At 62.7% G+C, this 279-nt stretch carries 1 protein-coding gene; it reads right to left on the bottom strand.

Going from position 1 to position 279, the window contains the following annotated elements:
- On the bottom strand, positions 1 to 279 hold a 279-nt coding region (locus tag CH341_RS32400), incomplete at both ends, for a response regulator (protein WP_111423766.1).

Genomic DNA, 279 nt, shown 5'->3' with positions numbered 1-279 from the left:
ATGCCGACGGATTCCAGCTTTTCGCGCAGGATTTCGGCGTCGTAGGGCTTCATGATGTACTCGTCGGCCCCATCCTCGATGGCGCGCGCGATGTGATCGAGATCATTCTCCGTCGTGCAGAAGATCACGCGCGGCGCCTCTCCGTCCGGCCGCTTGCGCAGAGCCCTGAGAAAATGCGGACCATCGGTGACCGGCATGTTCCAATCCAGAAGGATCGCATCCGGCATCGCCTCCTGGCACCGCTCCATCGCGGTCTCGCCATTGTCGGCTTCGCGCACC

Origin of the sequence: Rhodoplanes roseus (assembly GCF_003258865.1) — a bacterium.
GTDB classification, from domain to species: Bacteria; Pseudomonadota; Alphaproteobacteria; order Rhizobiales; family Xanthobacteraceae; genus Rhodoplanes; species Rhodoplanes roseus.
Note: the sequence above shows the minus strand (reverse complement) of the source record. Positions and strands in the feature narration are given on the sequence as shown.